We start from the raw sequence: 26,204 nt of genomic DNA, 5'->3' as shown, positions 1-26,204 counted from the left end.
GTTCGGGAAGACCGGCCGTCGCGAGCCTGCAGTGTATCCACTCCACGCAGCCAGCGGGCCGCCGGCCTGGGCCGATCAGCGGTCGCCCGGCACGCCGAAGCTCGGCGCGGCGCGCGGATCGCGGGCTCGCGTGATGTAGGCATCGACCTGCGGCGCGTATCGCTTCCAGGTTTCGTACAGCGCCTCGACCGGATTCTCGTCGACCCAGTCCAGCCGCAGATCGACCATGGGCCAGTCCAGTTCGCCCACCACCAGCAGGCCGGCCGAGTGGACAGGGCCCTCTTCGCCGCCGGCGGCCTGGCCGGCGAGCAGGGCCTGCATCAGGCGCTCGGCCAGCGGGCCGTCCGCGTGCTCGAAGGCGGCCAGCATGGCGGCCGGCACGTCGCGCGAGGCCAGCATGTTGCCGGCGCAGGCGGCGTGTTCGCCCGTCGCGCTGGCGAGCGTGCCGAGCGCGCTGCTGCCGGTGTAGACCGCCGGCGGGTGGGTGGCGTCGATCGCCATCAGTTGGCGGTATTCGATGTGCGGGCGCTGGCGCAGCTCCGCCAGCGCCTCGGCCGGGGTGCGGCCGGCCTCGAGCAGGTCGAGCGCGAGTGGGCCGAGGGCCGGGTCGGTGATGTTCTGGCTGACCGCTGCGCCCACGCCCGCGCGAGCGTGGATGCAGCGCGCGGCCACGGCCGGCGACGAGGACGAGACGGCCGCGCCGAACTGGCCGGTGGCCGGGCAGCGCGCGAGGATCGAGAAGGTCATGGGGCGCCTCGGATCGGGGTCAGTCGGGAATCACGGCGGTGGCGTCGATCTCGACCAGCCACTCCGGGCGCGCCAGGGCAGACACCACGATGCCGGTCGAGACGGGGTAGACGCCCTTGAGCCAGCGGCCCACCACGCGGTAGACGGCTTCGCGGTAGCGCGGGTCGATGATGTAGATGGTGATCTTGCAGATGTCCTCGAGCTCGCCGCCGGCCTCCTTGAGCAGCATCTCGATGTTGGCCATGGCCTGTTCGGCCTGGCCGCCCGCGTCGCCGATGCTCACGCTTTCGGAGGTATCGAGGTTCTGCCCGATCTGGCCGCGCAGAAAGACCGTGCTGCCGCGCGCCACGACGGCCTGGCACAGGTCGTTGTCGAGGTTCTGTTCGGGGTAGGTGGCCTTGGTGTTGAAGGGGCGGATGCGCTTGTGTTTCATGGCGGCTCGGGTCGGTGGGGCCCGGACTGTCCCGGGCGCTGGGATGACACGCATGGTCGCGGCCGACGCGGGCCGCCGCCAATTTGTATTTTCCGCTGGGCGGTCTCGGAATTTCCGACCTGCCAGGGTTATCACCGACACCGCGCCGCGCCTCAGGAATTGCGAGCCATGCCTAAGGAAAAGGCGACTTGGCCCCTGGGGGGGCCGGCTTCCATCATCTGGGCTCCAGTCGGAAGCGCTCGGCGGATAAAACATCACAAGGGGTTTGCAATGATTCGAAAAATGATGCTGGCGGGGCTTGCCTCCAGCGTGCTTCTTTGCAGTGCGGCGCGGGCCGAGGACGCCCTGGTGATCAGCACCTGGGGCGGCAGCTTCCGCGACCTGATCGACGAAAACATCGGCAAGGAGTTCACGCGTCAGACCGGCGTGCCGGTGAAGTACATCACCGGCGGCACCATCGATCGCCTCAACAAGGCAAAGCTGGCCAAGACGCCCGAGAGCGACATCACCTTCACGACCTCGCACATCGGCTGGCTGTACGTGAACGGCGACCTGTTCGAGAAACTCGATACCGCCAAGCTGCCCAACTATTCGCATCTGGTGGAACGCGCCAAGATCAGCCCGTATCACATCGGCAGCTGGGCCTATGTGTACACCATCGGGTATCGCCCCGACCTGGTGCCCAAGGACATCAAGTTCGACAGCTGGAACGACCTCTGGAATCCGGCGCTCAAAGCCAAGCTGTCGGCGCCCGATTTCGACCCCAGCCACATCATCAACATCTCGGCGATGCTGTCGGGCGGCAACGCCGCCACCTGGGAAAAGGGCAACGACAAGCTCAAGGCCCTCAAGCCCAACTTCAAGGCCTTCTACACCAACGATGCCAACAGCCAGCAACTGATCGCCACCGGCGAGACACCGGTGCAGATCCTGCTGTCGATGAACGCCTACTACATGATCGGCCAGGGCGTGCCGATCAAGGTCGCCATGCCCAAGGAGGGCGCGGTGCTGGGCGTGGACACGATGGGCATCATGAAGGGCACCGGCAAGGCCGATCTCGCCTACAAATTCATGAACATCGCCCTGTCTTCCGAGGTGCAGTCCAAGATCGTCGCCTACAAGAAGGCCAGCCCGGTGGTCGACAACGCCAAGGTCTCGGCCGAGGACGCGGCGCTGCCCGGCGTCTTCACGACCAAGGAGCAGTGGGACACCCAGGCGATCGTGATCGACGACAAGCTGCGCGCCGAGAAGACGGCCGAGTGGCGCAAGTGGTTCACCGAAAACATCATGAACTGATGTCCGGCGGCGCGTGCCGCCGCCCGCGTCCTGGCCGGCTCGCCTGCCGGGACGCGGGCATTCTGTTTGGCTTGAACGGAAACACCGAGACATGAATACGCGTTCCAGTCTGAGGGGATGGCTGATCTCCCCGGCGGGCTTCGTCGCCCTGTGCATCTGCGTGTCGATGGCCGCCGTGCTGCAGTACAGCGTGCGCACCTTCATCCCGGGGTCGATGGAGGTGGGTGGCCTGACGCTGGCCAACTTCAGCGGGCTGGGAAAATCGATCTATCTCGACGCCTTCGCCAACACCCTGCTGCTCAGCATCGAAACCACCGTGTTCTCGCTGCTGGTGGCCTACCCGCTGGCCTACGCGCTGGTGCGCGTGCGCAACCGCCTGCTGAAGTCGTTCATCCTGATCGTGTCGGTCACGCCGCTGTTCCTGGGCGAGATCGTCCGCACGTACTCGTGGATCATCGTGCTGGGCAGCAACGGCTTCATCAACGCGACACTGCGCCAGCTCGGCCTGATCGAGACGCCGCTGAACCTGATGTTCACGCATCTGGGCGTGTTGATCGCGCTGGTCCACGTGACCGTGCCAGTGGTGGTGCTGATGCTGGCCACCGCGATCTCGCACATCGACCGCGACTACGAAAAAGCGGCGCAGAGCCTGGGCGCAGGGCCGGTGCGCACGTTCCTGACCGTGACGCTGCCGCTCTCGATGCCCGGCATCATCGCCAGTATCACCACCGCCTTCGCCTGGACCTTCAGCGCGTTCGCCACGCCGCAGATGATCGGCGGTGGCCGCGTGCCGACGGTGTCGACGCTGGTCTACCAGCTCGGTTTCTCGTCGCTCAATTTTCCGCTCGCGGCAAGTCTGAGCGTGGTGGGGTTGGCGCTCACCGTCGCCGCCCTGATGCTGCTGAGCCGCGCCACCCGGCGCCTGAAGGCCGTGGGAGGCCACTGACATGCACACCAAACACCCCCTGCCCTGGGTGCTGCGCGTCGGCGCCGCGCTGCTCATCGTGTTGATCCTGGCCTTCGTGCTGTTGCCGGTGGTCGTGGTCACGCTGGCCTCGTTCAACGACAAGGCGATTCTCACGTTTCCGCCGCAGGCGTGGTCGTGGCGCTGGTTCGAGCGCGTTTTCACCTATCCCGATTTCAAGCAGGGTTTCCGGGCCAGCCTGATCGTGATGCTGTGGGCCTCGTTCATCGCGCTGGCCGTCGGCACGGCGCTCGCGATCGCGGTCAAGCGCATGACGTTCCCGGGCAAGGCGCTGCTGCAGGCCGTGCTGCTGTCGCCCCTGGTGATCCCGCACTTCACGCTCGGGCTTGGGCTGCTGATCCTGGTGGCGCAGTTCGACCTGGACCGCGGCTACGGGCTGGTGATCCTGTGCCACGTGATGCTGGTGCTGCCGTTCGTGATGCGCAGTGTGTACGTCTCGATGGAGAACCTCGACGAGCGCCTGGAACAGGCCGCTGCCAGCCTGGGCGCGTCGCCGCTGAAGGTGATGTTCACCGTCACCGTGCCGCTGCTGGCGCCGGGCCTGTTCGGTGGTTGGCTGTTCGCCGCCATCATGTCGTTCAGCGAATTCACGGCATCGCTGTTCGTCACGACCCAGGCCACGCAGACGCTGCCGGTATCGATGTACAACTACGTGCGCGAGTTCGCCGATCCCACCTTGGCCGCGCTCTCCGTCGTCTACATCGTCGTGACGGCCGGCCTGCTCGCCTTTGCGAATTACTTCCTCGGGCTGGGCCGGATCCTGAATATCGAAGAGACGCACTGAGCCGCGCCAGGCCAAAGAAAAGGCGGCGCCGGATGAACGATCCGGCGCCGCCTTTTTTCGAGCGCAAGCGGTCAGTAGCCGCGGGCGGGATCGACCTGATGCAGCGGCGGCTCGCCGCGCGTGACGCGGGCGATGTTGTCGCCGATCTGGCGCGCGGCCGAGGCGGGAATGGCCACCGAGGCCAGGTGCGGGGTGATCAGCACGTTCTCCATCCGCCACAGCGGGTCGGTCGGGGGCAGCGGCTCGCGCTCGAACACGTCCAGCGTTGCCGCGCCGATACGTCCGCTCCGCAGCAAGTCGGTCATGGCTTCCTGGTCCACCAGTGCGCCGCGCGCCACGTTGATGAGCGCGGCCCCGCGCGGCAGGCGTTGCAGCCGCTCCCGGTCGAGCAGTCCGCGCGTCTGCGGCGTGAGGGGCAGCATCACGACCAGGATGTCGGCGCCGGCGATCACCGTGTCGAGCGTGTCCATGCCGGCGAGGCAGCGCACGCCGTCGATCCGGCGCGGACTGCGCGACCAGCCCGTGACCGCGAACCCCTGGCGCTGCAGTTCGTGCGCGGCGCAGGCGCCGAGCTCGCCCAGGCCCAATACGGCGACGCGGATGTCCTCGGGCGCGCGCGGGTGGCGATAGGCCCACTCGCCACGACGCTGGGCCTGTTCGAACCAGGGGATGTCGCGCGCATGGCGCAGCGTGGCGAACAGCACGTAGCCGGCCATCATCCGGCCCATGTTCGGGTCGGTGATACGGGTGATGGGCACGCCGGCCGGCAGGTCGCCCCGGCCGACCAGCGAATCGACGCCGGCACCCAGGTTGATGATGAGTCGCAGGTTGGGCATCGACGCGAAGAAGCCTTCGGGCGGCTTCCAGGCCAGTGCGTAGTGCACGTCGGCGGGGTTCTCGACCTCACCGGCGCGCACGATCTTCAGCGAGGGCAGGCAGGCCTGCAGGGCCTGCTTCCAGAGGGTGTAATCGTCGAACTCGCTGTAGAAAACCAGCGAGCCGGAGGGCGTGAGTGCGGAAGGCTGGGTCATCGGTCGGCCTCAGTCGGCTTGCGCGATCAGTTGCGCCATGGCCTCGATGGCCAGCGCGTAGCCCGCGCCGCCCAGGCCCGCGATCACGCCGTCGGCGGCCTTCGAGATGTAGGAGTGATGGCGAAATGGCTCGCGGCGCCAGATGTTGCTCATGTGGACTTCGATGATGCGGCCGGGGAACGCCAGCAGCGCATCCAGGATCGGGACCGACGAGTAGGTGAGTCCGGCGGCATTGATGATGAGCCCCTTCGACTCGCCGCGCGCCTGCTGGATCCAGTCGACCAGCTGGCCCTCCCAGTTCGACTGCACGAACTTCAGACCGAGGCCGAGGCTGGCGGCCTTGGTCTCGCAGCGCGCCTGCAGCACGGGAAAGCTCTCGCTGCCATAAGTCTTGTTGGCGTCCAGGCCATAGAGATTGGCGTTGGGGCCATTCAGGAACCAGATCGTTTCAACGGGTGCGGTCATGAGGATCAGCCTTGCGGGTCATGGGGAAGCGTGGCTTGCATCGGCGGCAGCGCGCGAAACGCCGCCTCCCAGTGCGCGGCCTGCGGATGGCGCGCGCGCCAGTCGAGCTCGGGAAAGCGGAAGTCCAGGTAGCCCAGCGCGCAGCCGAACGTGACCTCGCCGATGGTGGGGGCCTCGCGCGCCAGCGCGGGGGCCTGCGCATCGATCTCGGCCAGGCATGCCTCGACCTTGACGAGCTGGGCGTCGCGCCACGCGTCCCACTGCGATTGGGCGGGCCGCGCGGTGCGCTCGTAGCGCGCCAGCAGCGCGGCGTCGAGCAGGCCATCCCCGAGCGATTGGCGCGTGAGCGCTTCCCAGCGCACCGCGCCGGCGCTCGGGAACAGGCGCGTATCGCCGGCCAGCGCGGCCAGGTACTCGCAGATCACGCGGCTGTCGAACAGCGCCTGGCCGGTCTCCAGGATCAGGGTCGGCACCTTGGCCAGCGGATTGTGCGCGGCGATCCGGCCGTCGCGCTGCACCGGGTGGGCCGCGCTGGGCAGCCATTCGATCCGGTCGGCCAGTCCGCAGAAGTGGGCGCAGGCCATGACTTTGCGCACATACGGCGAGGTGGGGGCATGGAGCAACTTGAGCATCGTGAACGTCCTGGCGGGCGTGGGAAGGGGATCAGGGGCGCAACACCAGCTTGCCGAACACCTCGCCGCTTTCCAGCAGCTGGTGGGCGCGGCCGGCCTGCGCCAGCGGCAGGCCGTCGTGCAGGCGTGGCTTCACGCGGCCGGCGGCCACCAGCGGCAGCAGGTGCCGCGTGATGGCCAGCGCCATGCGGGCCTTTTCCGCCGCGCTTTGCGGCCGCATGGTGGAGGCATGCAGGCTCAGTTGCTTTTGCATCAGCACCAGCAGGTCGAGGTTCACCTGCGAGCCTTGCAGGAACGACAGACTGACGTGGCGGCCACCGAAGCCGAGCGCGCGCAGATTGCGTTCCACGTAGTCGCCGCCGACCATGTCCAGCACGACGTCCACGCCCCGTCCTGCGGTGAAGTCGTGGCAGGCGTCGACGAAATCGCGGTCGCGATAGCAGAGCGCCAGATCGGCGCCGAGCGCGCGCAGTCCGGGCAGTCGTTCGGCCCGGCCCGCGGTGGCGACGACGCGCGCGCCGGCGGCATGCGCCAGCGACAGCGCCAGGGTGCCGATGCCGCCCGCCGCGCCATGAACCAGCACGGTTTCGCCCATGCGCAGGCCGCCCAGCTCGAACAGGTTGTGCCACACCGTGAACAGCCCCTCGGGGAGCGCGGCGGCCGCGGCGTCGTCGAGGCCGTCGGGCACCGGCAGCGACAGCTCGGCGCGGGCGGTGCACCAGGGCGCGTACCCGCCGCCGGGCAACAGGCTCATCACGCGCCGGCCCAGCATGTCGGCGGGGACGCCGGGACCGCAGGCCACGACCTCGCCGCACGCCTCCAGCCCCAGCACGTCGGTGACCCCGGGCGCGGGCTTCGCCAGGCCCTGGCGCTGCATCACGTCGGGCCGGTTGACGCCGGCGGCCAGCACGCGCAGCAGGACCTCGCCCGGCCCCGGCGCCGGCACCGGGCGTTCGGCGAGGGTGAGGACACTGGCATCGCCCGGCGTGCGGGCGATGATGGCTTGCATGGTGGCGGGCAGGGCGGTCATGGCGGAAGATCGGGGCGTGGGGGGAGGCTCAGGCGTTGAACACGCTGATGCCGTCGTCGGGCAGGGCGAGGCCGGTCACGGTGCCGACCGGCCACTGCTGCTGCGCGCTCAGGCCGGCGCTGCGCACCATCACGCGCTGGCGTCCCGCCACCGGGACGTCCACGTCGATGTAGGTGTCGATGTGATCGCCCTGGAAGACGTGATTCACCACCGTTCCGCTCAATACCGAGCTGCCGTGCAGCGGCTCCAGGCGGATCTGCTCCGGGCGCACGTAGATGTCCAGGCGGCGGCCCTCGTGCGAGCCGCCGACGAGCCGCTCGCGATTGACCCGGACCAGGCCTGCGCCCAGGCGCAGCAGAATGCCGTCGGGGTCGGTGCCGTGATAGTGCGCCGGCAGGATGTTGACGTCGCCCAGGAATGAGGCCACGAACGGATCCTGCGGGTTGCGATAGAGCTCGTCGGGCGTGGCGATCTGGCGGATCGCACCGCCCGACATGACGGCGATCCGATCCGACATGGCCAGCGCTTCGCCCTGGTCGTGGGTCACGAATACGGTGGTGACGCCCAGCTTGCGCTGGATCTCGCGGATCTCGACCTGCATGGCGCCGCGCAGGCCCTTGTCGAGCGCCGAGAATGGCTCGTCGAGCAGTAGCACCTTGGGCCGGATCACCAGCGCGCGCGCCAGCGCCACGCGTTGCTGCTGGCCGCCCGACAACGCTTTCGGCTTGCGTTCGCCCAGACCGTCGAGCTTGACCAGCGCCATCGCCTCCTGCACGCGCTGCGCGATCTCGGCGGCGGGCATGCCGCGCATGCGCAGGCCATAGCCGATGTTGCGTTCCACGGTCATGTGCGGGAACAGCGCGTAGTTCTGGAACACGATGCCGATCTCGCGCTGATAGGGCGGCAGGTGGGTCACCAGCTGGCCGTCGATGAAGATCTCGCCGTTGTCGGCATCGGCAAAGCCGGCGATCAGGTTGAGCAGCGTGGTCTTGCCGCAGCCGGACGGACCGAGCAGCGTCAGGAGCTCGCCGCGCCGGATCTTGAGCGTCAGCTCATGCAGCACGGTCTGCTGGTGATACTTCTTCACGACGCCTTCAAGGCTGACCGCGCTGGACGATTCCGGTGACAAGGGGCTGTTCTGCATGGCGGCTCGCGGCAAGACGGGATTCGGGGAAACGCGGAGCGCGCGGCGCGGGCAGGGCGCGGCGCGAGGACTTGCGTCGAAGACTACGGGATCGGTCGGGCGCTGGCGCGTTGTCGATCTTGATGCGGGGCATCGGAAAAAACGAAAGCGTGCCCGCGCGGGCGCCGCGCGTGCGTCCCCGCGCGCGCCGGCCGAGTGATTTGCTTTTTCCTAAGTCCCGCGTCCAAAAAACGAAGTTATCAAGTCGCGGCATCTGGCTCACACTGCGCCGCATCCATGAGTGAGCGTGCTCATGACCATCGGCTGAAGACAGATCCGGTCTCGACCCTTCTTAGGAAATGCAAATGTCAGTAGAGAAAACCAATACGCTGGTGATCGGCGCCGGCCAGGCCGGCGTTGCGATGAGCGAGCACCTGGGCAAGCTCGGCATTCCCCATATCGTGCTGGAGCGCAATCGCATCGCCGAACGCTGGCGCTCCGAGCGTTGGGATTCGCTGGTCGCCAACGGTCCTGCCTGGCACGATCGCTTTCCCGGCCTGGCGTTCGACGACGTGGGCGCAGACGTGTTTCCGCCCAAGGAGCGCATGGCGAAGTACTTCGAGGATTACGCGGCCATGATCGGGGCGCCGGTGCGCACCGGGGTGAACGTGTTGAAGGTCACGCGCAACCAGAAGCGCCCCGGCTTCACGGTGACCACCTCCGCTGGCGTGATCGAGGCCCAGCACGTCGTGGCCGCGACCGGCGCGTTCCAGATTCCGAGCTACCCGCAGATCGTGCCGCAGCATGCCGGGCTCACCCAGGTGCATTCGTCGGCCTACAAGAATCCGGCCCAGCTGCCGGCCGGCGCCGTGCTGGTGGTGGGCGCGGGCGCGTCGGGTTCGCAGATCGCCGAAGAGCTGCGCCAGGCCGGCCGCACGGTGTATCTGTCGGTGGGCGAGCACTATCGCCCGCCGCGCTCCTACCGCGAACGCGATTACTGCTGGTGGCTGGGCGCGCTCGGCATGTGGGACGAGGTCAAGAAGAAGCCCAAGCGCGAGCACGTCGCCTTCGCGGTCAGCGGCTACGAAAACGGCAAGACCATCGACTTCCGCCGGCTGGCCCACAGCGGCATCCAGCTGGTGGGCATCACCGAACGCTTCGAAGACGGCGTGATGCATTTCCAGGAAGGGCTGGCGCGCAACGTGGCGCAAGGCGACGAAGACTACTTCGAGGTGCTGCGCGAGGCCGATGCCTACGTCGAGCAGAACGGCCTGGACCTGCCGCCCGAGCCCGAGGCCTGGAAGCTGCTCGACGACCCCGACTGCCTGACGCATCCGATCCTGAGCCTGGACCTGGCGCAGGCCGGCGTCACGGCTATCGTCTGGGCCACCGGTTTCAAGGTGGACTACAGCTGGATGGAAATCGACACCTTCGACGAGAAGGGCTATCCGATCCACAAGCGCGGAATCTCCACCGAGAAAGGCATCTACTTCCTCGGCCTGCCGAACCAGACCAACCGGTCGTCCTCATTCATCTGGGGGGTGTGGCACGACGCGAAATACATCGCCGACCACATCGGCATCCACCTGGATTACCTGAAGTACGAAAAGCAGCGCTGAGGCGCCGAAGCGCGGCGCCAGCGGGCGCCGCGTTCAGGGGCGGTAGCCCAGCTTGTGCGAGATCTCTTGCGCGCAGGCCATCAGCGGCCGCGCGATGGCGCCGTTCCAGGCCACGTCGAACAGGCCCGAGGGGCCGATGCTGGTGAGTGCCAGCACGATGTTGCCGGTGTTGTCGAACACCGGCACCGACAGCGCATCGACGCCGGGCAGGGGGTTGCCGACGGCGCGCGCCATGCCGTGCACGCGGATGTCGGCCAGCATGGCCTGCAGCGTGGTGGGGCTGGCGGCGGTGCGCGGGCTGTGGCTGGCGATCACGGCGGTGTCGCCCTCCTCGCGCGCGATGTAGTGCTCGGCCACCTTGGGCGGCAGCCAGGCCGCGAACACCAGGCCGGTGGCGGTGTGCAGCATCGACATCACCGTGCCCTTGCGCATGTTCACGTGCACCGGGTAACTCGCCTCGGTGATGTGGATCATCGTGGGGCCGTGCGAGCCCAGCACCGCGATGCCGAGCGTGTGGCCGATCTGGGTCTGCAACTGCGCGACTTCCGGCAGCGCCACGCGCACCGGGTCGAGGCGTTGCAGGCTGACCAGGCCCATCTGCAGCGCGAAGGGGCCGAGCTCGTAGTGGCTCGTGACGGCGTCCTGCTGCACCAGGCCCACGCGGGTGTAGCTCACCAGATAGGGGTGCGCCTTGGCCGAGGTCATGCCGGCCGCGGCGGCGAGGTCGCGCAGCGACAGCGGGCGCCCGGCATCGACCAGCGCGGCCAGCAGCGGAAAGCCGACCTCCACCGACTGGATGCTGCGGCGGCCGTCGTCCGCGGCCGCCGCCGCCGGGCGGGCGACGGCGTCGGATGCGGCGCCCTTGGCGACCTTGGCGGTCTTCGCGGTCTTGGTGGCGCTCATGGCAATCAGCGGTTGCGGCGCGCCGCCAGCAGGCGTTCGGCCATCTCGACGAAGCCCTCGCCGCCGCGCTCGCTCGCCACGAAGGCGGGACGATGCTTGATGCGGTGCAGTTGCGACTGGATGTTGGCCACGCCGACCGACAGCGGGAAGAACTTGAACATGGGTTCGTCGTTGGGCGAGTCGCCGATGAACAGCGTGGACTCCAGTCCCTGTTCCACCGTCTGGCCCAGTTCGCGCTCGAACAGCGTGCGCGTCATCGACAGCTTGTCGTAGTCGCCGAACCAGCCGTTGACGTGGATCGAGCTGACCTTGGCCTCGGCGCCGGCGTCGCGGAAGATCTGCACGATGCGGCTCACGTCCTTGTCGGACAGGGCCGGCACGTCTTCGCAGAAATCGATGGCGAGGTCGGCCACGCGATAGGCCTGGTCGCTCGCGAGCGCGCTGCCCGGCACCTCGGCCAGCACGCGGTCGCGGATGGCGTCCAGGCGCAGGCGGTCGGCCGCGCGCGTGGCGTCGTCGGCCCAATAGTGGGTTTTCATGCGGTGGGCGCTGCGGTCGTAGGCGAAGTAGAACGCGCCGTTCTCGCCGACCACGGCGCGCACCGGCCACATGCGCACGATGTGGTCGCACCAGCCGGCGGGGCGGCCGGTGATGGGCACGACGCGGATGCCCGCCAGCTCGAGCCGTTCCATGGCGGCGTAGGCGGCCGCGGGCAGGCGGCCGTCGGTGGTCAGGGTGTCGTCGATGTCCGTCAGGACGGTCCGTACCGAAGCTGCGACGGAGGCAGGCATGGCCGCCAGGGCTTGCATGGGGAGATTCCTTGTTATGCGTTTTCGTTCTGGGGGGCTTTCTCTGGCCGCAGTGTAACGTGCAGCGCGTCACCCGCGCGCCCGGGCGCGCGAGGCGGTAAAATCCGTGTTTTCCCGCCTGGCATAGCCCTGCATTCCATGTCTGCCCAGATTTCCCAAGTTGCCGCCGGTTCCGCGCCGGAATCCTTCGGCATAGCCTCCGTGCCCGAGATCATCGCCGAGCTGCGCGCCGGCCGCATCGTGATCCTGGTCGACGAAGAAGACCGCGAAAACGAAGGCGACCTGGTCATGGCCGCCGAATTCGTCACGCCCGAAGCGATCAATTTCATGGTCACGCACGGCCGAGGCCTGGTCTGCCTCACACTGACCGAAGAGCGCTGCCGCCAGCTCGACCTGCCGCTGATGGCCAGCCGTAACGGCACGCGATACGGCACCAATTTCACGCAGTCGATCGAGGCCGCCGAGGGCGTCGAGACCGGCATTTCGGCCGCCGACCGCGCCCGCACCATCCAGGTGGCGGTGGCGCGCGACGCCAAGCCGGCCGACCTGGTGCAACCGGGCCACATCTTCCCGGTGCGCGCGGTGCCCGGCGGCGTGCTGGTGCGCGCCGGCCACACCGAGGCCGGCTGCGACCTCACCGCCATGGCCGGCCTCACGCCCGCCGCGGTGATCTGCGAGATCCTCAAGCCCGACGGCACCATGGCGCGCCTGCCCGACCTGGTCGAGTTCGCCCGCGAGCACCACCTCAAGATCGGCACCATCGCCGACCTGATCCAGTACCGCAGCGAGCACGAATCGGTGATCGGCCGCGTCGGCGAGCGCCAGATGCAGACCCCGTGGGGCACCTTCAACGCCATCGCCTATCGCGACGACGCCACCGGCGCGCCCCACCTGGCCCTGGTGCATGGTAACGTCGAGGCCGAACGCGAGACCCTGGTGCGGGTGCACGAGCCGGCGTCGCTGCTCGACGTGCTCGACACCGGCGCCAGCGCGCACAGCTGGACCGTCGGCGCGGCGCTCGAGGCCATCGCGGCCTCGCCCGCGGGCGTGCTGGTCCTGATGAACTGCCAATCGTCGGTCGAGCATCTGTTCGGCCAGATCAATCATTGGTCCGATCCTTCGCACCGTCCGGCCCAGCCCGACGGCGAGCGTTTCGGCCTGCGCACCTACGGCATTGGCGCGCAGATCCTGCGTGATCTCGGCGTGGGCCAGATGCGCCTGCTGGCGCGGCCGCGCAAGATGCCCAGCATGGCCGGCTTTGCCCTCACGATTACAGGTTACGATTGCGCCCCTGCGCAAGCTTCCCGCAACAACGAATAAGGCCCACACATGAACCCCTATATCCTCACCCCCGACCTGAACGGCGAAGGGCTGCACATCGGTATCGTGTGCGCACGCTTCAACGAAGCGATCGGCCAGGCCGAACTCGCTGCTTGCCTGGAAGAGCTGGCCAAGCTGGGCGTCGACGAGCGCGACGTCATGGTCGCCACCGTGCCGGGCGCCCTCGAGCTGGGCGTGGCGCTGGCCCGCATGGCCGAGTCGTTCGAGTTCGACGCCCTGATCGCGCTGGGCGCGGTCATCCGCGGCGAAACCTACCACTTCGAAGTGGTCAGCAACGAAACGGCCACTGCAATCACCCGCATCTCCCTCGAAACCGGCATCCCGGTCGCCAACGGCGTCCTGACCGTCGACACCGACGAGCAGGCCCAGGCCCGCGCCGAAGGCAAGGGCCGCGATTGCGCCCAGGTCGCGGTCGAAATGGCCAACCTGTGCGCCGCGCTGGAGCCCGAGGAAGACGACGAAGACGAAGACGAAGACGAGGACGAAGATTTTGACGACGAAGAAGACGACGACCAGCGCTGATAGCGCGGTCCAGGCCCGCGCCAACGCGCGCAGCGCCCGCCGCCGCGCGCGTGAATTCGCGCTGCAGGGCGTTTACGCCTGGCTGCTGCGCGGTGGCGAAGGCACGCAGGACGCGGGCGAGATCGATGCTCATCTGCGCGACGCCGAGGATTTTTCCGAGGCCGATGCGCAGTGGTTCAAGACCTTGCTGCACGGCGTGCTGCGCGAGGCGCCCACCCTGCGTGAGCGCTTCACGCCCTACGTCGACCGTCCGCTGGCCGAGCTGTCGCCGGTCGAACACGGCATCCTGCTGATCGGCAGCTTCGAGCTGGTGCATCACGTCGAGGTGCCGTACAAGGTCGCCATCAACGAGGCGGTCGAGCTGGCCAAGTCGTTTGGTGGCACCGACGGCTTCAAGTTCGTCAATGGCGTGCTCGACAAGCTGGCCGCCGACGTGCGTCCGGCCGAAGTCGAAGCCGCCGCCAAGCAACGCCGCTGATCCGGTCCGGCCCGCCGGCCGGTTCTGGCCGGATCGGGCCCCCTCCCGGAGTCCGCGTGCCGTCCGAGTTCGATCTGATCGCGCAATACTTCACCCGCCCCGCGCCCGACGGCGTGCTGGGCGTGGGTGACGACTGCGCGCTGTTCCCGGTGCCGGCCGGCATGCAGGTGGCCACCAGCAAAGACCTGCTGGTATCGGGCCGCCACTTCTATCCCGACGTCGACCCGCGCGCGCTCGGCCACAAAGCGCTGGCGGTCAATCTCTCCGACCTCGGCGCCATGGGCGCGCGGCCGATCGGCTGCCTGCTCGGCCTGGCCCTGCCCACGGCCGAGCCCGCCTGGCTGGCCGGCTTCGCCGAAGGCTTCCATGCCCTGGCCGCGCGGCACGGTTGCGCGCTGATCGGCGGCGACACCACCCGCAGTCCCCACGATCTCGTCATCAGCGTCACGGTGTTCGGCGCGATCGACCCGGCGCGCGCGCTGCGGCGCGACGCCGCGAAGCCCGGCGACGACATCTGGGTCTCGGGCCGCCTGGGCGCGGCCGACGTGGCCTATCGCCTGCTCGACGGCCAGCTGCCGGCCGACCCGGCGCGGCTGGCGGCCACGCGCGGCGCGCTGGAATGGCCGGAGCCCCGCGTGGCGCTGGGCCAGGCGCTGGGCGGCATCGCCCATGCCGCCATCGACCTCTCCGACGGTCTGCTGCAAGACCTCGGCCACATCCTGACGGCCAGCAAGGCGGGGGCGCGCATCGACTACGCCGCGTTGCCGCTGGCCGACGCGCTCGCGGGCCTGCCCGAGCCGGTGCTGCGGCGCGCGGCGCTCGGCGGCGGCGACGTCTACGAGCTCTGCTTCACGGCCCCGCCCGAGGCGCGCGACGCCGTGCTGGCGGCGGGCGCGCGCACCGGCGCGCAGGTCGCCCGCGTGGGCGCGATCACGGCCGAGGCCGGCATCCAGGTGCGCGATGCGCAGGGCCGGCCGCTGGCCGATCTGCCCGGCGGTTTCGACCACTTCGGCCCCGCCTGATATGGCGTGCCGGCGAGCGCCGGCGCGGCATGCTTCCCTGATACCATCGCCCCACGGCGTGTGCCGTGTCGTCCACAGAGTCATGTCCTCCCCCTCCGATCCGCATTCCCCGTCCATGCGCGAACGCGCCCGCGCCCTCTATCCGTCGTGGCGCTGGGTGGCCAGCGATCCGCATCGCCTGCTCGCGTTCGGGCTCGGCAGCGGCATGCTGCGGCCGGCCTCCGGCACCTGGGGCACGCTGCTTGCTTGGGGCATCTGGGTCTTGCTCCCCGCCATGCCCGACGCGCTCACCGCGGCGCTGCTGGTGCTCACCTTCGCTTATGGCTGCTGGGCCTGCGACCGCGTGGGCCGGGAACTCGGCGTGTCCGATCACGTCGGTATGGTATGGGACGAGATGGTGGCGTTCTGGCTGGTGTTGTGGCTCACCCCCGCGACCCTGCTGGCGCAGGCGCTGGCGTTCGGGCTGTTCCGCCTGTTCGACATCGTCAAGCCGCCACCGATCAAGTTTTTCGACGCCCGCATGAAAGGGGGCTTCGGCGTCATGTGGGATGACCTGCTTGCCGCCGGCTATGCCCTGATCGTGTTGGCGATCCTCTTACGTACCGGAGTCATTGCATGAGCGTGCTCGACAACAATAACCACGACGGATTGGCGCCGGCCTCGGTGAGCGAGGCCACCCTGCTCGGACTGGCCGAGATGCTGGGACAGGCGCTGATGGAGCGCGACTGGATGATGGGCACCGCGGAATCGTGCACCGGCGGCCTGCTGGCCGGCGCGATCACCGCAGTGGCCGGCTCGAGCAACTGGTTCGAGCGCGGCTTCGTCACCTACTCCAACGAGGCCAAGGTGGAGCAGCTGGAGGTGTCGGCCGAAACGCTCGACCACTTCGGCGCGGTGAGCGAGCCCATCGCGCTCGAGATGGCGAATGGCGTGTTGCTGGCCAGCGCCGGCGCGCACGTGGCCGTGTCGACGACCGGCATCGCCGGTCCCGGCGGGGCGACCCCGGGCAAGCCGGTGGGCATGGTGTGCTTTGGTTTTGCGCTGCGCGCCGCGGGCGGCATCTCGTCGCGCGCGGTCACGCATGTGTTCAGCGGCGATCGCACCCAGGTGCGCCGCGCCGCGGTGGAATTCGCGCTGCGCGGGGCCCTGGAGCTGATCGGCTCGCCGGCCGACCGGCGCTGACGCGCCTGGGTCGACCCGTGCGTTGAAGCGGGCGGTGCGCCTCAGCGGACCGCGTTGATCGCGTCGCGCAGGCCCTCGGCGGCCTTGGCCGCCGCCTCGCGCCAGTCTTCGCCGTTGCTGGCGTAGATGATGGCGCGCGAGGAGTTGATCATCATGCCGGTGCGCGCCTGGTTGGCGCCCGCATTCACGGTGGCGTTGATGTCGCCGCCCTGCGCGCCGATGCCCGGCACCAGCAGCGGCACGTCGTCGCCGATGCGCTGGCGCACCGCGGCCAGCTCGTTGGGGAAGGTCGCGCCCACCACCAGGCCGCACTGGCCCTGTGCGTTCCAGCGGTCGGCCACCAGGCCGGCCACGTGCAGGTACAGCGGCTCGCCGTTTTCCATCTTGAGGAACTGCAGGTCGGAGCCGCCGGGATTGGACGTGCGGCACAGCACGATCACGCCGCGATCGCCCCAGGCCAGGTAGGGCTCGACCGAATCCAGACCCATGTAGGGGCTCACCGTGACCGCGTGCGCCTGGTAGCGTTCGAACGCCTCGCGGGCGTAGTTTTCGGCCGTGGAACCGATGTCGCCGCGTTTGGCGTCGAGCACGATCGGCAGCTCGGGATGCGCGCTGCGGATGTGATCGCACAGCGCCTCGAGCTGCGCTTCGGCGCGGTGCGCCGCGAAGTAGGCGATCTGCGGCTTGAAGCTGCTCGCATACGGCGCGGTGGCGTCGACGATGTCACGGCAGAACTGGAAGATGGCGTCGGGCTTGCCGTCCAGCTCGCGCGGGAAACGTTGCGGGTCCGGGTCCAGGCCCACCTGCAACAGCGAGTTGCGGGTGGTCCAGGCGTGGTCGAGTCGTTGTTTGAAATTCATGGGCATCGGGGGCGGGTTCGCCGGCTTGCGCTCAGTGCAGCTTGACGCGCGGGCGCGTGCGGCGCATCAGCAGGCGCGCCAGGGCGAGGGTGGCGGTACGCGAGACGCCGAGCACCGCGCGGTGGTGCATCAGGTGCAGGCTCATGTACATCAGGCGCGCCAGTGTACCGCTTACGAACAGGCCCCGTCCGGCCAGCTTGCCCATCAGGCTGCCCACGCCGGCGTCCTGGCCCAGCGACACCAGCGAGCCGTGGTCGTGATAGACGTAGGGCTTGTCGGTCTCGGGCTGGTTGCGCAGGCGCGCGGTGAGCTTGGCGGCGAGGTAGTCGGCCTGCTGGTGCGCGGCCTGCGCGCGGGCGGGCACGGTGCGGTCGCCCCACGGCGCGGCGCAGCAGTCGCCCAGGGCGAGGATGTGCGGATCGGGCGTTTCGAGACGCTCGTTCACGATCAGCTGGCCGGAGCGGTTGAGCTCCATGCCCAGCGTGCCCAGGATCGCGGGGCCCTGGATGCCGGCGGCCCACAGGCACAGCGTGGCCGGGAACTCGCGGTCGTCGGCGGTCTTCACCGAGTTTTCGGTGATCTCCGAGACGCGGCAGCCGGTCTCGACCTTGATGCCGAGCTCCAGCAGGCGGGTGGTGGCGGCCGCCGAGATCTTCTCGGGCAGGGCCGACAGGATGCGCGGCGCGCCCTCCACCAGCGTGATGGCCAGGTCGCGTTCGGCGCGGAAGTTCGGCAGGCCGTAGGCGCTCACCACGTGGCTCGCCTCGGTGAGCTCCACCGCCAGCTCGACGCCGGTGGCGCCGCCGCCCACGATCACGAGATCGAGGCGGGCCGCGGGATCGCGCACCTTGGCCTGGTCGACCAGTGCCATGGCCTTGAGCATCGTGAGGCGGAACTGCTCGGCGTTTTCGGTGGTGTCGAGCGTGACCGCGTGTTCGGCCGCGCCCGGGGTGTTGAAGAAGTTGGAGGTGCTGCCCACCGCCAGCACCAGCGTGCCGTAGGCGATCTGGCGCTGCGCCAGCACTTCCTGGCCATGCGCGTCTTTCACGGCATCGATGGTGATGCTGCGGTTGTCGCGGTCTACCGCGAGCAGGCGGCCCTGCGCGAAGGTGAAGTGCGCGAGGTGCGCCAGCATCAGGTAGGACAGGCCTTCCTGGTGGATGTCGAGGGTGCCGGCCGCCGCCTCGTGCAGCGAGGGTTTCCAGATGTGGAAAGGCCGGGCATCGACCAGGGTGACGCGGTCGCGTCCGTGTTTGCGGCCGAGCTGGGCTGCCAGCTCCAGGCCGCCGGCGCCGCCGCCGACGATCACGATACGGTCGGTGTTTGCAGGGGTCGCGTTGGGCATCATGAGACTCAGTATAAGAGGGCCGCGCGACAAAGGGGAGCATACGGAGGTGTGACCTCCGCCTCTCCCGAACTCAGTTCATGACGAAGCGGCTGACGGCGACGCCGACCCACACCGCAACGGTGAACAGCAGCATCAACATCACCGCGGCGCTGCCAAGATCCTTGGCGCGGCCCAACAGGGGATGGGTTTCGACCGACAGCGCGTCGGCCAGGGCCTCGATGGCCGAATTCAGCAGCTCCACCACCAGCACCAGCACCACCGAAGCGATCAGGAAGAACACTTCGTCCGTCGTGCGGCCCAGGAAGAACGCCGCCGGGATCAGCAGCACGGCCAGGGCCAGCTCCTGACGGAACGCCGCCTCGTACTTGATCGCGGCCTTCAGCCCCTGCAGGGAATAGCGCAGCGCATTGAAAATGCGGCGCAGGCCACCTGAGCTTTTGTAGGGCGAGGGGTGAGGCGTAGGCGTCATGGGCAGGAATATCAAAAGGCCGGGTGTGGCGGCTTTTTAACAGATATCCATGGCAGCCGTATGGGGCGCGCGGGCGGAATTCGGCGGGGGTGGGGCGGCGCGCGTAAGCGGCCATCGAGTCAGTACAAACCCTAATTGTGACCTATCTGCGCCAGAGCGCAAGATGCGGCAAATTGGTAAGGCCACTTTACCGAAACCTGAACATTTTCGCCGCGATGTGGTGCGGTTTCCGCCCCATCCCGGCCCGGTTCTTCCCGCATTCCGGGAGCGCGCCGCCCAGGCGTCTTTCCCCGCTTTCGCAGCACCGCAACACCGCCGTGCCGTCGTCCCCGCAGTCTGCCTTGCCGCTTTCCGTCGCACCGCAGTCCGCAGCACCCGCCAGATCCGCAATACCGCAACGCCAGTCCCGCATCGCCGCCTGTCCTGCCGTGCCGCTCGTCGTTCCGCGATTCCGCCCCATCCCTGTCCATGCCGATCCAGACCATCGAACCGCGCCGCCTCTACCGCCAGATTGCCGACCAGCTGCGTCTGCTGATCGAGGCCGGCGAGTTCCGCGAAGGCGCCCGCCTGCCGCCTGAGCGCGACCTCGCGATCAAGCTCGGCGTGTCGCGCCCGTCGGTGCGCGAGGCGCTGATCGCGCTCGAGGTGGAAGGCTGGGTTGAGGTGCGCATGGGCTCGGGCATCTACGTGAAGCGGCCGCCGGAGCGTGCGGCACAGACCAGCCTCGTGGCGGAAAGCCCGCTCGAGACGATCCGCGCGCGCCAGGTCATCGAGGGCGAGCTGGCGGCGCAGGCCGCCCAGGCCGCCCACCTGGCGGGCTCGGCCGCGGTCGAGGGGCTGCGCGAGGCGGTCGACACCATGGAAGACGAGGCCGCCGGCGGCCGGGTGCCGATCCGCGGCGACCGCCTGTTCCATCTGCGGGTGGCCGAGATGGCCAACAACTCGGTGCTGGTGCGCGTGGTGAGCGAGCTGTTCGACGAGCGCCACAATCCCTTGTCGGTGAAGCTGGGCGACTACTTCGAAAACCCCGCCAGCTGGGCCTCGGCCATTGCCGAGCACCGGCGCGTGATCGATGCGATCGCGCTGGGCGATCCGATCGGCGCGCGCGATGCGATGCGCCATCACCTGTCTTGTTCGCACGATCGCCTGACCGCCAACTGGGCCGCCGCGCCCGAAGGCGCCGGGGCGGCGGCGAGCCGTTCCCACGCGGAGTCGTCCTCATGAGCCTGACCTGTCGCATCCACGGCGCGCGCGACCTGCGCCTCGAAACCGACCCGGACGCCGCGCCGCTGGCGCCGCACGAGGTCGAGCTGCGGCTCGGCGCGGCCGGCATCTGCGGCTCCGACCTGCACTATTTCCTGCACGGCAAGGTGGGGGCGTTCGTGATCCGCGAACCGCTGATTCCCGGCCACGAGGCCTCGGGCATCGTGATGCGCGTGGGCGAGGCCGTCACGCGCGTGCAGCCCGGCATGAAGGTCGCGATCAATCCCTCGCATCCCTGTGGCCACTGCGACTACTGCCGCGGCGGGCGCGACAACCTCTGCCGCAACATGCGTTTCCTGGGCAGCGCCAGCGTCTATCCGCACGTGCAGGGGATGTTCCGCGAGCGCTTCGTGATGGGCGAGCGCCAGCTCACGCCGGTGAGCGAAGACATCTCGCTGGGCGAGATCGCCTGTGCCGAGCCGCTCTCCATCGGGCTGCATGGCGTGAACCGCGCCGGCCCGCTGCTGGGCAAGACCGTGCTGATCACGGGCGGCGGCACCATCGGCTGCATGAGCGTGATCGCGGCCCGGCTGGCGGGGGCCGCGCACGTGATCGTGAGCGACATCGCCGATCGCGCGCTCGAGATGGCCGCCGCGGTCGGGGCCGACAGCACGGTGCGCGCCGACCAGGCGCCGCCCGATGCGCTGGCCGACGTGGCCGACGTGAGCATCGAGGCCGCCGGCAGCCCGGCCGCGCTCGCCACCTGCCTGGCCGCCACGCGCCGCGGCGGGCGCATCGTGCAGGTGGGCACGCTGCCGGCCGAGGGTGTGCATTTCCCGGCCAACAACATCATGGCGCGCGAGCTCGACTACGTCGGGGCGTTTCGCGCGGGTATCGAGTTCGACTGGGCCGTCACCTGCCTGCGCACGCGCAGGGTGGATGTGCGGCCGTTGATGAGTGCGCAACTGCCGCTGGACCGCGCCGCCGAGGCGTTCGAACTGGCGGCCGACCGCACTCGCAGTACCAAGGTGCAGCTTGTATGTGAATCATGACCCCAGCCGGGCCGGCGGGCCATAACGACCCATCAAGGGCAACCCGCCGCGCTCCACCACCTCAGGAGAGGAGACAACATGAAACGAGGCAACGCCGTCAAGGTGCTGTTCGCTGCCGCCACGCTGGCCCTGTCGGGCAGCGCCCTGGCGCAGAACAAGTTGAAGTGGGCGCACGTGTACGAAACCTCCGAGCCCTTCCATACCGCATCGGTGTGGGCGGCGCAGGAGATCGAGAAGCGCACCAACGGGCGCTATCACATCGATGTGTACCCGGCGTCGCAGCTGGGCAAGGAAAACGACATCAACCAGGGCCTCACCCTGGGCACGGTCGACATGATCATCTCGGGCTCGAGCTTCGCGGCCAAGAGCTTCCCGCGCATCGGCGTCACCTACTACCCCTACATCTTCCGTGACCCGGCGCACCTGCTGGCCTACACGAAGAGCGACGTCTACAAAGAGCTCACCAAGGGCTACGACGAGAAGAGCGGCAACCACATCGTCGCCACCACCTATTACGGCACGCGCCAGTCGACCTCGAACCGGCCGTTCAAGACCTGCGCCGAGATGAAGGGGCTGAAGATGCGCGTGCCCGACGTGGCGGCCTATCTCGCCATGCCGCGCGCGTGTGGCGCCAACACCGCGCCGATCGCGTTCGCCGAGGTCTACCTGGCGCTGCAGAATGGCACGGTGGAGGCGCAGGAGAACCCGCTCACCACCATCGAGGCGAAGAAGTTCTACGAGGTGCAGAAGAACATCATCCTCACTGCGCACATCGTCGACCATCTCAACACGGTGATCTCGGGCAAGCTCTGGAAGAGCCTGTCGGATGAAGACAAGAAGATCTTCACCGAAGTGGCGCAGCAGGCCGCCGAGAAGGCGTCCAAGGAAGTGGCCGACAACGAGACCAAGATGGTGGCGGTGTTCAAGCAGCGCGGCCTCAACGTGACCGAGGTCGACATCGAGGACTTCCGCAAGACGGTGCTCGAGAAGGTGCCGTTCAAGCAGTACGGCTACGAGAAGTCCGACTGGGATCGCATCCAGGCCATCAAGTAAGGCGCCGCACGGCCGGGGGGCGTTCGCGCACCCCGCCGGCGCCATGCCTCCAAGGGGGAGCCATGTACTCCAATGCCAAGACCGCCGGGCTGCCCGGCCACGAGCCGATGCGCGCCAGCGCGGCGGCCGAGCCCGCGCCGCAAGGGCCGGCGCACCAACCGGCCTCGGTCAGCGAGATCGTGCAGAGCTTCGAGGAAGCCGACGAGCACCAGCGCGTGGACCTGTCCGGCTATCACTTCGAAGACTGGCTCTGCCTGGCGCTGTTCTGGGCCATGGGCGGGCTGGTGTTCCTGCAGTTCTTCTCGCGCTACGTGATGAACGACTCGTTCGCCTGGACGGAGGAGCTGGCGGTCTACGCCCTGATCGGCGTGGTGTTCCTCGGCGCCGCCATGTGCGTGCGGGCATGCCGCCACATCCAGGTCGACTTTCTGTACCGCTACCTGCCCAGGCCGCTCGGGCGCCTGTTCTCGACGCTGGTCGACCTGATCCGCACGGCGTTCTTCGGCTATGCGGTCTGGCTGGTCTACCGCTACATCACGCTGGTGGGCGACGAGCCCATGACCACGCTGTTCTGGAACAAGGCCTATGTGTATTGGGTCGCGCTGGCGGGCTTCGTGATGATGTTCGTGCGTTCGGTCCAGGTCTCGGTGCAGAACTGGCGACAGGGCTATTCCATCCTCGAAAACCCCTCGGCCTACGAGTCGCTGGACTGAGCGCGGCCGCGCTCACCCATTCGGTGCCATTGCGGAGCAAACCATGGGCATTCTGATCGGTGCATTTCTATTGCTGATGATTTTCGGGGTTCCGGTCGCGGTGGCGATGGCCGGATCGGCCCTGCTGTTCGTGCTGGTGTCGGGCAGCGTGCCCGACGTGGTGGTGGCCCAGCGCATGATCGCGGGCGTGGAGTCGTTTCCGCTGCTGGCCGTGCCGTTCTTCATCCTGGCCGGCAACCTGATGAACATCGCCGGCATCACCGGCCGCATCTACAACTTCGCCGTCGCGCTGGTGGGCTGGATGCGCGGCGGGCTGGGCCAGGTCAACATCATCGGCTCGGTGGTGTTCGCCGGCATGTCCGGCACCGCCATCGCCGACGCGGCCGGGCTGGGCACCATCGAGATCAAGGCCATGAAGGATCATGGCTACGAAACCGAGTTCGCCGTGGGCGTGACCGCGGCCTCGGCCACGCTCGGCCCCATCATCCCGCCGTCGCTGCCCTTCGTGATCTACGGCATGATGGCCAATGTCTCGATCGGCTCGCTGTTTCTCGCCGGCCTGATCCCGGGCGCCGTGCTCACCCTGCTGATGATGCTGACCGTGGCCTACTACGCGCGCCGCAACAACTGGGGCGGCGACGTGGCGTTCAACTGGAAGCGCCTGGGCGGGGCGTCGCTCGAAGTCCTGATCGTGCTGTCGTTTCCGCTCTCGATCTGGATCATGGTGGAGGCGGGCGTCACGCCCAACATCGCCACCGGCATCGCGTTCGCGGCATTGCTGATCCTCGACTGGACCTTCAACTTCTCGGCGGTGATGGCGCTGATGGCGCCGGTGATCCTGATCGGCGGGATGACGCTGGGCTGGTTCACGCCCACCGAGGCGGCCGTGGCGGCGGTGATCTGGGCGCTGTTCCTGGGCCTGGTGCGCTACCGCTCCATGACGCTGCGCACGCTCGCCAAGGCCACCTTCGACACCATCGAAACCACGGCGTCGGTGCTGTTCATCGTGACCGCGGCATCGGTGTTCGCCTGGCTGCTCACCACCACGCAGGCCGCGCAGACGCTCACCGATGCGATCCTGAGCGTGACGCAGAACAAGTGGGTGTTCCTGCTGATGGCCAACCTGCTGATCCTGATCGTGGGCTGCTTCATCGACACGATCGCGGCCATCACGATCCTGGTGCCGATCCTGCTGCCCATCGTGCTCAAGCTCGGCATCGACCCGATCCATTTCGGGCTCATCATGACGCTCAACCTGATGATCGGGCTGCTGCATCCGCCGCTGGGCATGGTGCTGTTCGTGCTGGCGCGGGTGGCCAAGCTGTCGGTCGAGCGCACCACCATGGCCATCCTGCCGTGGCTGGTGCCGCTGTTCGTGGCGCTCATCGCCATTACCTACATCCCGCAGATCACGTTGTGGCTGCCGAACGTCATGGGCATGGGAGTGAAATGATGGCCAAGAGGCTGCAAGGAAAGAGAGCGCTCGTCACGGCTGCGGGCCAGGGCATCGGCCGCGCCACGGCGCTGGCGTTCGTGCGCGAGGGCGCCGAGGTGGTGGCCGCCGACATCGACCCCGCGTTGCTGGCCGAGCTGCCGGGCTGCGAGACCCGCGTGACCGACGTGACCGACGCCGGTGCGATCGAGGCCCTGGCGCGCGCGGCGGGGCCGATCGACGTGCTGTTCAACGGCGCGGGCTACGTCCACGCCGGCACGATCCTGGAGTGCGACGACCGGGCCTGGGACTTCTCTTTCGAGCTGAACGTGCGCGCGATGTACCGCCTGATCCGCGCCTGCCTGCCCGGCATGCTCGAGCGCGGCGGCGGCTCCATCATCAACATGGCGTCGGCCGCCTCCAGCGTGAAGGGCGTGCCCAACCGCTTCGTCTACGGCACCACCAAGGCGGCCGTGATCGGGCTCACCAAGTCGGTGGCGGCCGACTTCGTGGCACGCGGCATCCGCGCCAACGCGATCTGCCCGGGCACGGTCGAGTCACCGTCGCTGCGCCAGCGCATGGAAGCGCAATCCGCGGCGTCCGGCCAGCCGCTGGCCGCGGTGGAGGCCGCCTTCGTGGCGCGCCAGCCCATGGGCCGCATCGGCCGGGCCGAGGAAATCGCCGCGCTGGCGGTGTATCTTGCCAGCGATGAATCCGCATTCACGACAGGCACCGTGCAACTGATCGACGGTGGCTGGTCCAACTGATCTTGTCGAAGGAGAGCTGTACATGAAGTTGCTGCGACATGGCCCCAAGGGCCAGGAAAAACCCGCCTTGCTCGACGCCCAGGGCCGCGTACGCGACCTGTCCGGGGTGATCGCCGATCTCAACGCGGCCGGCCTGAACCGGGCCGCGCTCGAGAAGCTGCGCGCGCTCGATCCGGCCAGGCTGCCGCTGGTGGAGCGCCCCGGCCGCATCGCGCCGCCGTGGTCCGGCATGGGCAAGTTCATCTGCATCGGCCTGAACTACGCCGATCACGCGGCCGAGTCGGGCCTGCCGGTGCCGGCCGAACCCGTGGTGTTCATGAAGGCCTCTTCCGCGCTGGTGGGCGCCAACGATGCCGTGGTGCTGCCGCAGGATTCGGTCAAGACCGACTGGGAAGTGGAGCTGGGCGTGGTGATCGGCGAGCGTGCGCGCTACGTGTCGGAGGCCGACGCGCTGTCGCACGTGGCCGGCTATTGCGTGGTCAACGACATCTCCGAGCGTGAGTACCAGATCGAGCGCGGCGGCACCTGGGACAAGGGCAAGGGCTGCGACACGTTCGGCCCGGTCGGGCCGTGGCTCGTCACCGCCGACGAGGTGCCCGAGCCGCAGGCGCTCGACATGTGGCTCGAGGTCAACGGCAAGCGTTTCCAGAACGGCAGCACGCGCACCATGGTGTTCAACGTCGCGCAGCTGGTGAGCTACGTGAGCCGCTTCATGACGCTCAACCCGGGCGACCTGATCAGCACCGGCACGCCGCCCGGCGTGGGCATGGGCCAGAAGCCCGCGCCCATCTACCTGAAGGCGGGCGACGAGATGAAGCTCGGCATCGCGGGGCTGGGAGAACAGCACCAGCGCGTGTATGCCTGGGATCCGGCGCGCATCGACGGCTGACATCCCCGGCGCGGGT

General features: G+C 68.5%; 29 protein-coding genes. 17 read left to right on the top strand and 12 right to left on the bottom strand.

The window, feature by feature from the left end:
• Positions 1-75: 75 nt before the first annotated feature.
• Together CEG14_RS22440 and CEG14_RS22435 are read right to left on the bottom strand one after the other, a co-directional pair.
• Positions 76-747: a DUF1028 domain-containing protein gene (locus tag CEG14_RS22440; RefSeq protein ID WP_094828638.1), complete on the bottom strand. Its 672-nt coding sequence runs from the start codon at positions 745-747 to the stop codon at positions 76-78.
• 19 nt (positions 748-766) lie between these two features.
• A complete protein-coding gene (locus CEG14_RS22435) occupies positions 767-1,180 on the bottom strand; it encodes a RidA family protein (protein WP_094828637.1) in 414 nt (137 codons plus the stop codon).
• A gap of 270 nt (positions 1,181-1,450) precedes the next feature.
• Between CEG14_RS22435 and CEG14_RS22430 the strand changes: the two genes are divergently transcribed.
• The 3 genes from CEG14_RS22430 (at position 1,451) to CEG14_RS22420 (ending at position 4,245) form a co-directional block, all read left to right on the top strand.
• Positions 1,451-2,476, top strand: coding sequence for an ABC transporter substrate-binding protein (locus tag CEG14_RS22430; RefSeq protein ID WP_094828636.1), 1,026 nt, complete (start codon positions 1,451-1,453; stop codon positions 2,474-2,476).
• Positions 2,477-2,567: 91 nt separating this feature from the next.
• Positions 2,568-3,422 (top strand): ABC transporter permease, encoded by an 855-nt coding sequence (locus tag CEG14_RS22425; RefSeq protein ID WP_094828635.1) that lies wholly within the window; start codon positions 2,568-2,570, stop codon positions 3,420-3,422.
• Between the two features lies 1 nt (position 3,423).
• Positions 3,424-4,245 carry an ABC transporter permease gene (locus tag CEG14_RS22420; protein ID WP_094828634.1) on the top strand — a complete coding sequence of 274 codons (822 nt, stop codon included), beginning with the start codon at positions 3,424-3,426 and terminating at the stop codon, positions 4,243-4,245.
• Positions 4,246-4,316: 71 nt separating this feature from the next.
• On the opposite strand, the gene CEG14_RS22415 is transcribed toward CEG14_RS22420, so the two are convergent.
• The 5 genes from CEG14_RS22415 to CEG14_RS22395 are packed head-to-tail and all read right to left on the bottom strand — an operon-like array spanning position 4,317 to position 8,547.
• On the bottom strand, positions 4,317-5,276 hold the full coding sequence (locus tag CEG14_RS22415; RefSeq protein ID WP_094828633.1) for a 2-hydroxyacid dehydrogenase: 960 nt from the start codon (positions 5,274-5,276) through the stop codon (positions 4,317-4,319).
• A 9-nt stretch (positions 5,277-5,285) separates the two neighbouring features.
• The gene (locus tag CEG14_RS22410) at positions 5,286-5,741 is read right to left on the bottom strand and encodes a type II 3-dehydroquinate dehydratase (protein WP_094828632.1); all 456 of its coding nucleotides are present in this window, start codon (positions 5,739-5,741) and stop codon (positions 5,286-5,288) included.
• A 5-nt stretch (positions 5,742-5,746) separates the two neighbouring features.
• On the bottom strand, positions 5,747-6,373 hold the full coding sequence (locus CEG14_RS22405; protein WP_094828631.1) for a glutathione S-transferase: 627 nt from the start codon (positions 6,371-6,373) through the stop codon (positions 5,747-5,749).
• A gap of 31 nt (positions 6,374-6,404) precedes the next feature.
• On the bottom strand, positions 6,405-7,403 hold the full coding sequence (locus tag CEG14_RS22400) for an NAD(P)H-quinone oxidoreductase (protein ID WP_094828630.1): 999 nt from the start codon (positions 7,401-7,403) through the stop codon (positions 6,405-6,407).
• 28 nt (positions 7,404-7,431) lie between these two features.
• Positions 7,432-8,547: an ABC transporter ATP-binding protein gene (locus tag CEG14_RS22395; protein ID WP_094828629.1), complete on the bottom strand. Its 1,116-nt coding sequence runs from the start codon at positions 8,545-8,547 to the stop codon at positions 7,432-7,434.
• Positions 8,548-8,891: 344 nt separating this feature from the next.
• Between CEG14_RS22395 and CEG14_RS22390 the strand changes: the two genes are divergently transcribed.
• Complete coding sequence (locus CEG14_RS22390; RefSeq protein ID WP_094828628.1) at positions 8,892-10,145, top strand: flavin-containing monooxygenase; 1,254 nt, start codon at positions 8,892-8,894, stop codon at positions 10,143-10,145.
• Between the two features lie 33 nt (positions 10,146-10,178).
• Here CEG14_RS22390 and CEG14_RS22385 read toward each other — a convergent pair whose 3' ends face one another.
• Both CEG14_RS22385 and CEG14_RS22380 read right to left on the bottom strand, forming a co-directional pair.
• Entirely contained in the window at positions 10,179-11,048 is an 870-nt protein-coding gene (locus CEG14_RS22385) for an IclR family transcriptional regulator (RefSeq protein ID WP_094828627.1), read from the bottom strand.
• A 5-nt stretch (positions 11,049-11,053) separates the two neighbouring features.
• Positions 11,054-11,857 carry an HAD-IIB family hydrolase gene (locus CEG14_RS22380; protein ID WP_094828626.1) on the bottom strand — a complete coding sequence of 268 codons (804 nt, stop codon included), beginning with the start codon at positions 11,855-11,857 and terminating at the stop codon, positions 11,054-11,056.
• A 138-nt stretch (positions 11,858-11,995) separates the two neighbouring features.
• Here CEG14_RS22380 and ribBA point away from each other — a divergent pair, with 138 nt between their 5' ends.
• From ribBA to CEG14_RS22350, 6 genes are all read left to right on the top strand, one after another.
• Positions 11,996-13,177, top strand: coding sequence for a bifunctional 3,4-dihydroxy-2-butanone-4-phosphate synthase/GTP cyclohydrolase II (ribBA, locus tag CEG14_RS22375; RefSeq protein ID WP_094828625.1), 1,182 nt, complete (start codon positions 11,996-11,998; stop codon positions 13,175-13,177).
• A gap of 9 nt (positions 13,178-13,186) precedes the next feature.
• A complete protein-coding gene (gene ribH / locus CEG14_RS22370; protein ID WP_094828624.1) occupies positions 13,187-13,720 on the top strand; it encodes a 6,7-dimethyl-8-ribityllumazine synthase in 534 nt (177 codons plus the stop codon).
• The gene (gene nusB / locus CEG14_RS22365; RefSeq protein WP_094828623.1) at positions 13,689-14,198 is read left to right on the top strand and encodes a transcription antitermination factor NusB; all 510 of its coding nucleotides are present in this window, start codon (positions 13,689-13,691) and stop codon (positions 14,196-14,198) included. Before ribH ends, nusB begins: the two co-directional genes overlap by 32 nt.
• Before the next feature lie 56 nt (positions 14,199-14,254).
• Complete coding sequence (thiL, locus tag CEG14_RS22360) at positions 14,255-15,220, top strand: thiamine-phosphate kinase (RefSeq protein ID WP_094828622.1); 966 nt, start codon at positions 14,255-14,257, stop codon at positions 15,218-15,220.
• A gap of 115 nt (positions 15,221-15,335) precedes the next feature.
• On the top strand, positions 15,336-15,839 hold the full coding sequence (locus CEG14_RS22355) for a phosphatidylglycerophosphatase A family protein (RefSeq protein ID WP_176461548.1): 504 nt from the start codon (positions 15,336-15,338) through the stop codon (positions 15,837-15,839).
• On the top strand, positions 15,836-16,402 hold the full coding sequence (locus CEG14_RS22350; protein WP_094828620.1) for a CinA family protein: 567 nt from the start codon (positions 15,836-15,838) through the stop codon (positions 16,400-16,402). The genes CEG14_RS22355 and CEG14_RS22350 overlap by 4 nt, the downstream gene beginning before the upstream one ends.
• A 41-nt stretch (positions 16,403-16,443) precedes the next feature.
• On the opposite strand, the gene pyrF is transcribed toward CEG14_RS22350, so the two are convergent.
• The 3 genes from pyrF to CEG14_RS22335 all read right to left on the bottom strand — a co-directional run bounded on the left by pyrF (position 16,444) and on the right by CEG14_RS22335 (position 19,079).
• Positions 16,444-17,262, bottom strand: coding sequence for an orotidine-5'-phosphate decarboxylase (gene pyrF, locus CEG14_RS22345; protein ID WP_094828619.1), 819 nt, complete (start codon positions 17,260-17,262; stop codon positions 16,444-16,446).
• A 31-nt stretch (positions 17,263-17,293) separates the two neighbouring features.
• On the bottom strand, positions 17,294-18,610 hold the full coding sequence (locus CEG14_RS22340; protein ID WP_094828618.1) for an NAD(P)/FAD-dependent oxidoreductase: 1,317 nt from the start codon (positions 18,608-18,610) through the stop codon (positions 17,294-17,296).
• Positions 18,611-18,680: 70 nt separating this feature from the next.
• Positions 18,681-19,079 (bottom strand): diacylglycerol kinase, encoded by a 399-nt coding sequence (locus CEG14_RS22335; RefSeq protein ID WP_094828617.1) that lies wholly within the window; start codon positions 19,077-19,079, stop codon positions 18,681-18,683.
• A gap of 468 nt (positions 19,080-19,547) precedes the next feature.
• Here CEG14_RS22335 and CEG14_RS22330 point away from each other — a divergent pair, with 468 nt between their 5' ends.
• The 7 genes from CEG14_RS22330 (at position 19,548) to CEG14_RS22300 (ending at position 26,188) form a co-directional block, all read left to right on the top strand.
• Positions 19,548-20,303 (top strand): FadR/GntR family transcriptional regulator, encoded by a 756-nt coding sequence (locus tag CEG14_RS22330; protein ID WP_094828616.1) that lies wholly within the window; start codon positions 19,548-19,550, stop codon positions 20,301-20,303.
• The gene (locus CEG14_RS22325; RefSeq protein ID WP_094828615.1) at positions 20,300-21,334 is read left to right on the top strand and encodes an L-idonate 5-dehydrogenase; all 1,035 of its coding nucleotides are present in this window, start codon (positions 20,300-20,302) and stop codon (positions 21,332-21,334) included. The genes CEG14_RS22330 and CEG14_RS22325 overlap by 4 nt, the downstream gene beginning before the upstream one ends.
• A gap of 78 nt (positions 21,335-21,412) precedes the next feature.
• Positions 21,413-22,387, top strand: a complete 975-nt coding sequence (locus CEG14_RS22320; protein WP_094828614.1) for a sialic acid TRAP transporter substrate-binding protein SiaP — start codon at positions 21,413-21,415, stop codon at positions 22,385-22,387.
• 62 nt (positions 22,388-22,449) lie between these two features.
• Positions 22,450-23,100, top strand: coding sequence for a TRAP transporter small permease (locus CEG14_RS22315; protein ID WP_094828613.1), 651 nt, complete (start codon positions 22,450-22,452; stop codon positions 23,098-23,100).
• Between the two features lie 43 nt (positions 23,101-23,143).
• Positions 23,144-24,553: a TRAP transporter large permease gene (locus CEG14_RS22310; RefSeq protein ID WP_094828612.1), complete on the top strand. Its 1,410-nt coding sequence runs from the start codon at positions 23,144-23,146 to the stop codon at positions 24,551-24,553.
• Positions 24,553-25,299 (top strand): SDR family oxidoreductase, encoded by a 747-nt coding sequence (locus tag CEG14_RS22305; RefSeq protein WP_094828611.1) that lies wholly within the window; start codon positions 24,553-24,555, stop codon positions 25,297-25,299. Before CEG14_RS22310 ends, CEG14_RS22305 begins: the two co-directional genes overlap by 1 nt.
• A gap of 22 nt (positions 25,300-25,321) precedes the next feature.
• Entirely contained in the window at positions 25,322-26,188 is an 867-nt protein-coding gene (locus CEG14_RS22300) for a fumarylacetoacetate hydrolase family protein (protein ID WP_094828610.1), read from the top strand.
• Positions 26,189-26,204 lie beyond the last annotated feature (16 nt).

Source organism: Bordetella genomosp. 1, assembly GCF_002261335.1.
Taxonomy (GTDB): Bacteria; Pseudomonadota; Gammaproteobacteria; order Burkholderiales; family Burkholderiaceae_B; genus Bordetella.
Note: the sequence above shows the minus strand (reverse complement) of the source record. Positions and strands in the feature narration are given on the sequence as shown.

What these genes read in the sequence shown, in the direction of transcription:
- CEG14_RS22440 (WP_094828638.1), bottom strand. Translation starts at nt 747, where the DNA reads ATGACCTTCTCGATCCTCGCGCGCTGCCCGGCCACCGGCCAGTTCGGC.
- CEG14_RS22435 (WP_094828637.1), bottom strand. Translation starts at nt 1,180, where the DNA reads ATGAAACACAAGCGCATCCGCCCCTTCAACACCAAGGCCACCTACCCC.
- CEG14_RS22430 (WP_094828636.1), top strand. Translation starts at nt 1,451, where the DNA reads ATGATTCGAAAAATGATGCTGGCGGGGCTTGCCTCCAGCGTGCTTCTT.
- CEG14_RS22425 (WP_094828635.1), top strand. Translation starts at nt 2,568, where the DNA reads ATGAATACGCGTTCCAGTCTGAGGGGATGGCTGATCTCCCCGGCGGGC.
- CEG14_RS22420 (WP_094828634.1), top strand. Translation starts at nt 3,424, where the DNA reads ATGCACACCAAACACCCCCTGCCCTGGGTGCTGCGCGTCGGCGCCGCG.
- CEG14_RS22415 (WP_094828633.1), bottom strand. Translation starts at nt 5,276, where the DNA reads ATGACCCAGCCTTCCGCACTCACGCCCTCCGGCTCGCTGGTTTTCTAC.
- CEG14_RS22410 (WP_094828632.1), bottom strand. Translation starts at nt 5,741, where the DNA reads ATGACCGCACCCGTTGAAACGATCTGGTTCCTGAATGGCCCCAACGCC.
- CEG14_RS22405 (WP_094828631.1), bottom strand. Translation starts at nt 6,373, where the DNA reads ATGCTCAAGTTGCTCCATGCCCCCACCTCGCCGTATGTGCGCAAAGTC.
- CEG14_RS22400 (WP_094828630.1), bottom strand. Translation starts at nt 7,403, where the DNA reads ATGACCGCCCTGCCCGCCACCATGCAAGCCATCATCGCCCGCACGCCG.
- CEG14_RS22395 (WP_094828629.1), bottom strand. Translation starts at nt 8,547, where the DNA reads ATGCAGAACAGCCCCTTGTCACCGGAATCGTCCAGCGCGGTCAGCCTT.
- CEG14_RS22390 (WP_094828628.1), top strand. Translation starts at nt 8,892, where the DNA reads ATGTCAGTAGAGAAAACCAATACGCTGGTGATCGGCGCCGGCCAGGCC.
- CEG14_RS22385 (WP_094828627.1), bottom strand. Translation starts at nt 11,048, where the DNA reads ATGAGCGCCACCAAGACCGCGAAGACCGCCAAGGTCGCCAAGGGCGCC.
- CEG14_RS22380 (WP_094828626.1), bottom strand. Translation starts at nt 11,857, where the DNA reads ATGCAAGCCCTGGCGGCCATGCCTGCCTCCGTCGCAGCTTCGGTACGG.
- ribBA (WP_094828625.1), top strand. Translation starts at nt 11,996, where the DNA reads ATGTCTGCCCAGATTTCCCAAGTTGCCGCCGGTTCCGCGCCGGAATCC.
- ribH (WP_094828624.1), top strand. Translation starts at nt 13,187, where the DNA reads ATGAACCCCTATATCCTCACCCCCGACCTGAACGGCGAAGGGCTGCAC.
- CEG14_RS22355 (WP_176461548.1), top strand. Translation starts at nt 15,336, where the DNA reads ATGCGCGAACGCGCCCGCGCCCTCTATCCGTCGTGGCGCTGGGTGGCC.
- CEG14_RS22350 (WP_094828620.1), top strand. Translation starts at nt 15,836, where the DNA reads ATGAGCGTGCTCGACAACAATAACCACGACGGATTGGCGCCGGCCTCG.
- pyrF (WP_094828619.1), bottom strand. Translation starts at nt 17,262, where the DNA reads ATGAATTTCAAACAACGACTCGACCACGCCTGGACCACCCGCAACTCG.
- CEG14_RS22340 (WP_094828618.1), bottom strand. Translation starts at nt 18,610, where the DNA reads ATGATGCCCAACGCGACCCCTGCAAACACCGACCGTATCGTGATCGTC.
- CEG14_RS22335 (WP_094828617.1), bottom strand. Translation starts at nt 19,079, where the DNA reads ATGACGCCTACGCCTCACCCCTCGCCCTACAAAAGCTCAGGTGGCCTG.
- CEG14_RS22330 (WP_094828616.1), top strand. Translation starts at nt 19,548, where the DNA reads ATGCCGATCCAGACCATCGAACCGCGCCGCCTCTACCGCCAGATTGCC.
- CEG14_RS22325 (WP_094828615.1), top strand. Translation starts at nt 20,300, where the DNA reads ATGAGCCTGACCTGTCGCATCCACGGCGCGCGCGACCTGCGCCTCGAA.
- CEG14_RS22320 (WP_094828614.1), top strand. Translation starts at nt 21,413, where the DNA reads ATGAAACGAGGCAACGCCGTCAAGGTGCTGTTCGCTGCCGCCACGCTG.
- CEG14_RS22315 (WP_094828613.1), top strand. Translation starts at nt 22,450, where the DNA reads ATGTACTCCAATGCCAAGACCGCCGGGCTGCCCGGCCACGAGCCGATG.
- CEG14_RS22310 (WP_094828612.1), top strand. Translation starts at nt 23,144, where the DNA reads ATGGGCATTCTGATCGGTGCATTTCTATTGCTGATGATTTTCGGGGTT.
- CEG14_RS22305 (WP_094828611.1), top strand. Translation starts at nt 24,553, where the DNA reads ATGGCCAAGAGGCTGCAAGGAAAGAGAGCGCTCGTCACGGCTGCGGGC.
- CEG14_RS22300 (WP_094828610.1), top strand. Translation starts at nt 25,322, where the DNA reads ATGAAGTTGCTGCGACATGGCCCCAAGGGCCAGGAAAAACCCGCCTTG.